This window comes from Thiohalocapsa sp. (assembly GCF_019695415.1).
Taxonomy (GTDB): domain Bacteria; phylum Pseudomonadota; class Gammaproteobacteria; order Chromatiales; family Chromatiaceae; genus Thiohalocapsa.
Map to the genome: position 1 here is coordinate 25450 of NZ_JAIFKJ010000358.1, position 6199 is coordinate 31648.

Sequence of the window (6199 nt, forward strand, 5' to 3'; positions counted from 1 at the left end):
CCGCCTCGACGTGCCCCAAACGGACGGCGAATGACATTGAATGTGGCCACACTCGCATCGATATCGCAGCACGCGACGCAAGACACCTCGTCCGCCGGTTCAAATCACACCGAGGCCTATGGACAGCAGCAGCATCCAGCTTGCCGATTCCGAGATCGACGCCATCGAGCAGAGCGACGCGCATTTGCGCATCCATTTCTCCCGCGCCGTCATCATCAAAACCATGACCGGGTCGGCAGAAAAGACCCTTTGGTGGCAGACCGGGAACCTGATACTGGAGGCGCCCGAAATCGAGGGAGACATACCCGACGTCCCGCTCACCTGCACGGGCGGCGACATCGACGACAACATCTACACTTACCGCGACATGATTCCGCTGCCCCTAGCGAGCCGCGGGGTCATCCGCGTCGAGCTGCAGTTCGAGGGCCACCAGCCAGCGCTGGTCGCAAGCGGCAGCGCCATCCTCCTCGACATGCACGACGTGCCCAAGTACCAGCGACACATCCGCGACGACTGAACCCCCTCATCCAGCGCGCCCGCCAACGGCTGTTTAGTGCACATATTGCCCGTGGGGGTGTTGTCTTCCCCTGCGGCTGTGCTAAGTTGGAGAGCTGAATCGGCGCAGCCCGCTGCACGCCGTCACCGTATCGTGACACAGCGGCGGCGGCAGCGTACTAGACTGCCTGCCCACCCACCCGCCATCGGGCGGGTCTCCCAGACCCCGCGGCCACCACGCAGCATCCGGCCTGCGGGCGCTCTCAGACCCAAACATCGCCACGACGAGCGCAGCGGTGCCGCTAGGGGCCCACCGTAGGCTATTCGTCGCTGGGCCGATAACGCAGGAAGGAGGAACAACCATGACAGCGACAAACCTGCTCCAGACGGGCCAGATCGGACCCAGCGCGGCCGAGCAGGGACGCCCTTTCCGCGTCTACACGCAGCGCGACCTCGATCGCATCACCGCGATCCATCACCTGCCATCAGACCAACGTTTCGCGATGAAGGTGGTCTCCACGGTGCTGCCGTTCCGTGTCAACGAGTATGTGATCGAACAGCTCATCGACTGGGCCAACGTGCCCCATGACCCGATCTTCCAGCTGACCTTCCCGCAGGCCGGCATGCTGACGCCGGAGCACTACGCCCAGGTAGCGGATCTGCTCCGGCATGACGCTGGTAAGGCCGAACTGGACGCCGTCGTCGCCCGCATTCGCGAAACGCTGAACCCTCATCCCGCCGGCCAGCGTGAGCTCAATATTCCACGCCTGCCGAACGGCGAGGTGGTCACGGGTATCCAGCACAAGTACCGCGAGACGGTGCTCTTCTTCCCGAGTCAGGGGCAGACTTGCCACGCCTACTGCAGCTTCTGCTTCCGCTGGGCTCAGTTTATCGGGGACAAGGCGTTGCGCATTGCCACGAACGAAGCGCAGGACTTGCATGCTTATCTGCGCCAGCATCGCTGCGTCACCGATCTCCTCGTGACCGGGGGCGACCCGATGGTGATGAAGGCTCGCCACCTGGAGGCCTACCTGGAGCCACTGCTCGGCCGGGATTTCGATCACGTGCAGACCATCCGGATCGGTACCAAAGCACTCACCTTCTGGCCGTATCGGTTCACCAGCGATCCCGACAGCGACGCGCTGCTGGCACTCCTTGAGCGGCTGGTGGCCGCTGGCAAGCACGTGGCACTGATGGCCCACTTCAATCACTGGCGTGAGCTGGATACCGAGGTCTGCGAGCGCGCCGTCGAGCGGATTCGCGCCACCGGGGCCGAGATCCGCACGCAGGGTCCGCTGCTGGCACATATCAACGACGACCCTGATGCCTGGGCGGCTCTGTGGCGCCGGCAGGTGCAGCTCGGCATCATTCCCTACTACATGTTCGTGGAGCGGGACACGGGGGCGCACCATTACTTCAAGGTACCGCTGGTGCGGGCTTGGGAGATCTATCGCGAAGGTATCCAGCAGGTGTCCGGCCTCGCCCGCACAGCTCGTGGGCCGAGCATGAGCGCAGGGCCGGGCAAGGTGGAGATTACCGGCGTTGCCGAGTTGGCTGGCGAGAAGGTGTTCGTGCTCCGTTTCTTGCAGGCGCGAAATCCCGACTGGGTGCACCGGCCGTTCTTCGCACAGTTCGACCCCGAGGCCACCTGGCTCGACGATCTCAGGCCCGCCTTTGGCGAGCCAGAGTTCTTCTTCGAATCGGAATATCGTGAGCGCTGGACTGGCGTCCTGCACTGATTGGCGCTTCCGGCGTTACGAGGGGATAGGATTTCCGCAGGAATGGGGCGCACAAAACCCCGCATCGGCTGGGCCGGTGCGGGGCTCAGTGTGGTTGCGATCAGCAGCCCGCGGAGGCGTCAGCCGGCGGACTGGGGTCGCCCGGAGGATGACGCGTTGGCGCTTGATCGCAAAGCCGCTCCGCTGAACGGTTCGTTCGGCAATGACCGAAACCCGCTCAGGCGGCTCTTGCCGCTTGCTCGACGGTGGTTGCAGCCGATTGCTTACAGGCGGTTGGAGCCGACGATCTCGTGCGCGATGTCAACCACGCGATTCGCCATGTCTATGTACTCCTGACGGTAGTTCGCCAGTAGACCTTCGCTGGAGGCCCAGTAGTCCTTGCCCGTGATGCCGTGCTCATGCTCATGCTCGATGAAATGCTTCTGCATCTCCAGCATCTTGTCGATCAGCTCCTGTTTCTCTTTCTTCAGCGCGGCGATGTCGCTCATGCTTGTCTCCCCATCGGGTGTTCGGTTGGTCTGGCCGTGTTGGGCAGCATCAGGTTACGGTTGCTCCCACAGCTGTCCGGTCCGGAATATGCAGAACTTTTAATATACCACGGTCCTTCGGGCGTCCGTCAATGTCGGCGTCGCACCGCGCGCCCGGCCATCGCGCGCTCCCGGCGCCAGTTGCTTGAGCATGTTTCACGTCATCCTGCATCAGCCTGAGATTCCGCCGAATACGGGCAATGTCATCCGGCTCTGCGCCAACACGGGTGCGGCCCTACATTTGGTGCGCCCGCTCGGCTTCGAGCTGGACGATCGCCGACTGCGCCGCGCTGGGCTGGATTACCGGGAGTATGCCGCGCTGCGAGTGCACAACTCTCTGGAGGCCTGCTGCGCCGCGCTGGGCTGGCGGCGTGTCCTTGCCTTCTCCACCCGGGGCGGTACGAATTACACAGATTGCCGATACGCCCCCGAGGATGCGCTCCTGTTCGGGGCCGAGACCCGCGGCTTGCCGCAGTCTGTGCTGGATACGTTGCCGCCGTCTCGCCGCCTGCGCCTGCCGATGCGGGCGGGAAGCCGTAGCCTCAACCTCTCCAATGCGGTGGCTGTAGTGGTCTATGAGGCCTGGCGACAATGCGGCTTCAACGGTGCCATTGAGTGACCGCCCAACACCGCGCCGAACGGGGGCGCCCTGATCCAGCTCAGACCTAATCCAGCTCGGATTTGCTCGCGCGCTCGAGCAGGCGTTGCGTCGCCTCGCCGGGGGTCCGTCCCGCGTAGAGCACCGCGTACACTTCTGCGGAGATGGGCATCTCGATGCCGTGCTTGACGGCCATCGCGTGCACAGCCCGAGCGGTGACCACGCCCTCCACCTCTTGACCGATCTCGGCCATCGCCGCGGCCGCCGGCTGACCCGCTGCCAGCGCGAGGCCCAGGCGCCGATTGCGGGATTGATTGTCGGTGCAGGTCAGCACCAAGTCACCGAGGCCGGCGAGACCCATGAAGGTCTCCCGCCGCGCACCCAGGGCCTCGCCGAGACGGATGACCTCGGCTAGACCGCGGGTGATGAGCGCGGCCCGGGTATTGGCGCCGAACCCCAGGCCGTCGGCGATGCCCGTGGCGACGGCGATGACGTTCTTGGCCGCACCGCCCACCTGTACGCCGATAAGGTCGCTCTGCGTGTAGGCGCGAAAGCGCGCCGCGTGCACTAGGTCCGCCAGCCGTTGGGCGTAGGCCGACGACGACGCCGCGACCGTGATGGCAGTGGGCAGGCCGCGCGCCACCTCTTTGGCAAAGCTCGGCCCGGACAGGATACCGAGCTCCCGCGGACCCAGGCGCTCGCGGGCTACTTCATGCAGGAGTCGGCCGCTGTCGGGCTCGAAGCCCTTGGTAGCCCAAGCCACACCGAGGCCGTCGGGCAGCACCGGTGCCAGCTGGCCGAGCACCGCGCCGAAGAACTGGCTCGGCACCACCACCAACACGGCGGTGGCGCCGTCCAGGGCCCTGCTCAACGCCGCGGTTGGCGCGACCCCATCCGGCAGCGGAAAGCCGGGCAGGAAGGCTCGGTTCTCACGGTCCGCACATAGTGCTGAGATATGGGCCGGGTCATGTCCCCACAGCCGTACAGCATGGCCGTTGCGGCACAGCAGCAGTGCCAGCGCCGTGCCCCAGGAGCCGGCTCCCAGGAGCGCGATCTGCTCGCGTCCGTCGTCGCTCAACTCGGTGACTCAGTGGGTAGTGGGCTGGTCGCCGCCCTCGGTGCCCGCCTGCTGCTGTTTCTCGGCGAGCTTCTGTGCGTAGATCGCGTCAAAATTGATATGCTGCAGTACGAGCTGCGGGAATCCTCCTTTGGCCACCAAGTCTGTGACTGCCTGGCGGGCGTAAGGGAACAGGATGCTCGGGCAATAGACGTAGAATAAGGGACCGTACTCCTGCTGCTCGAAGCCTTGCGCGGCAACGATACCCGCCTGCTGCACCTCCGCGAGGTAGGCCGTCTTCTCGCCTGCCTTGGCCGTGACCGTGACGGTCAGCACGATCTCATGCGCTTGCGCGTCAAGCTGGTTCACCTTGATGTCAAGGTGCAGCGAGGTCTCCGGCTTCCACTCGCCTTGGAAGATGGACGGCGTGTTCGGCGACTCGAAGGACAGGTCCTTTAGGTAGATGTTCCGGAGGGCAAACTGGCGCTCAGCGCCACCTTGGGCTTGGTTATCTTCGGCCATGCTGGCGTGCTCCAATGCTGCTCGCGGGCGGATCGATAGAGGATTCGACTGCGCGGCTTTTGCCCGGCGCAGGCGTCTGTGTCAGCGCTTCTTGCGTGTCAGCGGCAGATTGGCACTCTCCCACGCGAGCACGCCACCCTTCAGATTGTAGACCTCCGGAAATCCTGCTTTCCGCAGCACATGGCATGCGGCCTGGGATTGGGACCCGGACCGGCAAGTCACGATGACGGGCTTGTCTTTCAACTTCGCCAGCGCGCCGGTTTGGTTCTTGAAGCCATTCATCGGGATGTTGGTGGCGTGCAGAATATGCCCTTTGGCGAAATCTGCGGCCGGTCGCACGTCGACCACGGCCGCGTCTTTTTGGTTGATGAGTGCCGTCGCGCCTACGGGGTCCACGGAGCCTTTGTCCCCCACCAGTAGGTTGTAGGTGAGGAGCCCGAGGATCACGCCTAGGGCCATGAACAACACCCAATGGTTGCTCATGAACTCAATGATCTGTGCCTGCATTTGGGAAAGACGGGTCGGCGGTTGGGTCGGGCCTTAGCCGGCCCGGCGCGAGTGGGTCGGTCGGGAGGGCGAAGTATAAAGACGTGGGTTCGGGCCGTCATCCGCACACAGCGCCTACCAGCACGGCAGCGGTGCACAAGGAGGAGCCGCGGGTTCTCAATGCGCGTGCTGGCAGAAGACCTCGCGCATCATGCCGATGAGCTGGAGGGTGCGGGCATCGCCTACGCGGTAGTAGACCCGGTTGGCATCCTTGCGTGAGGCGAGGATGCCCTTGTCGCGCAGTATGGCGAGGTGCTGCGAAATGTTACTCTGCGAGGTACCCACGTGCTCCACGATATCCTGCACGCTGACCTCCTCCGCGCCCAGCGTGCAGAGGATCTTGAGCCGGAGCGGGTGTGACATGGCTTTGAGGGAGCGGGACGCGCGTTCGATGTCGGCGTCATCGGCAAACAGCTCGACCTCGTCGTCGCGTGCCTCGTTCAGCACCGGAGTCGTCGGAGAATTCAGATCAGACATCATGCCTCGGGATTCTATATCAATCCATCACCATACGATAATAAACTTTTGGCTGCCCAGACACATCCAGGCACGCGTCAGTACAGTCTTCACCGGCCGGCGCGGTGTTGGGGCGCTGCTATGGGCGTGCCTGTCATTGCTGCCCGTGCAGGCGATGCCGGCGGCGGAGCAGAGGGAGGCACCTGCTGCCAAAGCCCCAGCCCCCACCGACCCTATCCCCGCCGACCCGGCACCAGGT

At 64.3% G+C, this 6199-nt stretch carries 8 protein-coding genes; 3 read left to right on the top strand and 5 right to left on the bottom strand.

The genetic code is table 11. From position 1 onward, the window contains the following. The first annotated feature begins 118 nt into the window (after nt 1-118). The gene (locus tag I6U14_RS10320) at nt 119-517 is read left to right on the top strand and encodes a hypothetical protein (RefSeq protein ID WP_296899054.1); all 399 of its coding nucleotides are present in this window, start codon (nt 119-121) and stop codon (nt 515-517) included. A gap of 340 nt (nt 518-857) precedes the next feature. After that, nucleotides 858-2234, top strand: a complete 1377-nt coding sequence (locus I6U14_RS10325; RefSeq protein WP_296899055.1) for a lysine 2,3-aminomutase — start codon at nt 858-860, stop codon at nt 2232-2234. A 263-nt stretch (nt 2235-2497) separates the two neighbouring features. Here the strand turns inward: I6U14_RS10325 and I6U14_RS10330 are convergent, their stop codons facing one another. After that, the gene (locus I6U14_RS10330; protein ID WP_296899057.1) at nt 2498-2722 is read right to left on the bottom strand and encodes a hypothetical protein; all 225 of its coding nucleotides are present in this window, start codon (nt 2720-2722) and stop codon (nt 2498-2500) included. A gap of 190 nt (nt 2723-2912) precedes the next feature. Here I6U14_RS10330 and I6U14_RS10335 point away from each other — a divergent pair, with 190 nt between their 5' ends. Continuing rightward, nucleotides 2913-3380: a tRNA (cytidine(34)-2'-O)-methyltransferase gene (locus tag I6U14_RS10335; protein WP_296899078.1), complete on the top strand. Its 468-nt coding sequence runs from the start codon at nt 2913-2915 to the stop codon at nt 3378-3380. Between the two features lie 46 nt (nt 3381-3426). Here the strand turns inward: I6U14_RS10335 and I6U14_RS10340 are convergent, their stop codons facing one another. From I6U14_RS10340 to I6U14_RS10355, 4 genes are all read right to left on the bottom strand, one after another. Then, nucleotides 3427-4437 (bottom strand): NAD(P)H-dependent glycerol-3-phosphate dehydrogenase, encoded by a 1011-nt coding sequence (locus I6U14_RS10340; protein WP_296899059.1) that lies wholly within the window; start codon nt 4435-4437, stop codon nt 3427-3429. A gap of 9 nt (nt 4438-4446) precedes the next feature. Next, nucleotides 4447-4938: a protein-export chaperone SecB gene (gene secB / locus I6U14_RS10345; RefSeq protein WP_296899062.1), complete on the bottom strand. Its 492-nt coding sequence runs from the start codon at nt 4936-4938 to the stop codon at nt 4447-4449. Nucleotides 4939-5019: 81 nt separating this feature from the next. Further along, nucleotides 5020-5421, bottom strand: coding sequence for a rhodanese-like domain-containing protein (locus I6U14_RS10350; protein WP_296899066.1), 402 nt, complete (start codon nt 5419-5421; stop codon nt 5020-5022). Nucleotides 5422-5601: 180 nt separating this feature from the next. Then, nucleotides 5602-5964 (bottom strand): helix-turn-helix transcriptional regulator, encoded by a 363-nt coding sequence (locus tag I6U14_RS10355; RefSeq protein ID WP_296899068.1) that lies wholly within the window; start codon nt 5962-5964, stop codon nt 5602-5604. Nucleotides 5965-6199: the final 235 nt, after the last annotated feature.

What these genes read in the sequence shown, in the direction of transcription:
- I6U14_RS10320 (WP_296899054.1), top strand. Translation starts at nt 119, where the DNA reads ATGGACAGCAGCAGCATCCAGCTTGCCGATTCCGAGATCGACGCCATC.
- I6U14_RS10325 (WP_296899055.1), top strand. Translation starts at nt 858, where the DNA reads ATGACAGCGACAAACCTGCTCCAGACGGGCCAGATCGGACCCAGCGCG.
- I6U14_RS10330 (WP_296899057.1), bottom strand. Translation starts at nt 2,722, where the DNA reads ATGAGCGACATCGCCGCGCTGAAGAAAGAGAAACAGGAGCTGATCGAC.
- I6U14_RS10335 (WP_296899078.1), top strand. Translation starts at nt 2,913, where the DNA reads ATGTTTCACGTCATCCTGCATCAGCCTGAGATTCCGCCGAATACGGGC.
- secB (WP_296899062.1), bottom strand. Translation starts at nt 4,938, where the DNA reads ATGGCCGAAGATAACCAAGCCCAAGGTGGCGCTGAGCGCCAGTTTGCC.
- I6U14_RS10350 (WP_296899066.1), bottom strand. Translation starts at nt 5,421, where the DNA reads ATGAGCAACCATTGGGTGTTGTTCATGGCCCTAGGCGTGATCCTCGGG.
- I6U14_RS10355 (WP_296899068.1), bottom strand. Translation starts at nt 5,964, where the DNA reads ATGATGTCTGATCTGAATTCTCCGACGACTCCGGTGCTGAACGAGGCA.